At 41.5% G+C, this 1,288-nt stretch carries 1 protein-coding gene; it reads left to right on the plus strand.

Annotated features, from left to right (window positions below):
- The first annotated feature begins 38 nt into the window (after nt 1-38).
- On the plus strand, nt 39-566 hold the full coding sequence (locus KJB35_RS27815) for a DUF2846 domain-containing protein (protein WP_224721386.1): 528 nt from the start codon (nt 39-41) through the stop codon (nt 564-566).
- Nucleotides 567-1,288 lie beyond the last annotated feature (722 nt).

Raw genomic sequence — 1,288 nt, forward strand, 5'->3', positions numbered from 1 at the left:
CAAGGCGTTAGCATTCACTAATAACAAAAAGGAGTATTATGAAGAATGTAATAGGAATGGCAGTGTTGTTAGTTTCTCTCTGGGGATGTGCGTCGGCACCTGATAGAGTGGAATCAAATAAAGTTGAGCCTAATTTTAATAACGGAAAGTCAGTAGTTTATATTTTGCAAGGTAACAACAAAGGGCTGTTGGAGAATGTCCAAACTTATCGAGTAAATGGAGAGCCAACAGGGAAGTTGCTGAACGGATCTTATACTTGGTTTTACGCAGAGCCTGGTGAAAAAAATCTAGAATTTTACGATCCTTTAATCCCTTCAAGGCTCTTCTGGGACAAACAGTTCACTCTCAAGCAAGGTCAAACTGTCTATCTATACCAAGGGTGGGAGCTAGCGCATGCTTCCAACAAACTAACGACAGATATGGTTTTCATTGATGGTAATGCAACGGTTATTACTGCTCCAAGTCGTGAACAACAAGTTTTCAAACTCGCTGAAATATCGCAAGAAGATGCTCGAATGCTTATGAAAAAACTAAGCTATGTGTCTAATGACTTGGAAGGTAAATAACTACAGCGTCAACGTGATTGCTAACAATCTGCTCAAGAGGGATTCGCAACGCGTGGCATTTTAACCATGCGTTGATTTTAGTGTTTAAGGAGGTATGCAGTGGCTTCAATATTGCGTTGCTCACCCCTTAGCAGGGCGTTAGTACGGGTTTGACATCAAAGGTCATAAGTTTTGGTGTTTATCTGTTTTGGCGCTCGTCTTTACACCTTTCAGTTAGTGCTTCTCACGTTCTTTCCGGTGGCACTACATGCGGAGTGTTTGCTTTGATTTCACCGTTTACGGTTTCTAACTCTTAGTCTATTTCTTTGGCGCTTCTTCATTTTCGTGGTGGCTTTTGAGAGAACCTTGATTACTTTTGGTGTGGCTGTTGAGTGACGAGGAAAGAATCCTTTTCTAATTTGAAGCTAGTGAATGTAGGGTAGTTCAGTGCGTTTTTCTTCTAGCCAACTCACGTTTCTCAATGGCGGTAAAGTTTTGTAGCTGCCCGTCTCACTTCAGTGTTCTAAGCCTTTCATATCATGCTACTTTTCAATATCTTGGAGCGCACAAATAGAAGTAGCGTATGTACTAACAAATTGCTTAAGAGTGATTCGTAACGCGTGGCATTTTTACTTTGCGGTGGCTTATGTGATTAAGGCGCTGTGCGGTAGCTTTTGTATTGCGTTACTCACACCTTAGCAAAGCGTTATGTAGCCACGAGAGGACGGTAAGTTAAAAGGATT

The sequence above is a fragment of the Vibrio sp. D431a genome (assembly GCF_030248655.1).
Lineage (GTDB): Bacteria > Pseudomonadota > Gammaproteobacteria > Enterobacterales > Vibrionaceae > Vibrio > Vibrio alginolyticus.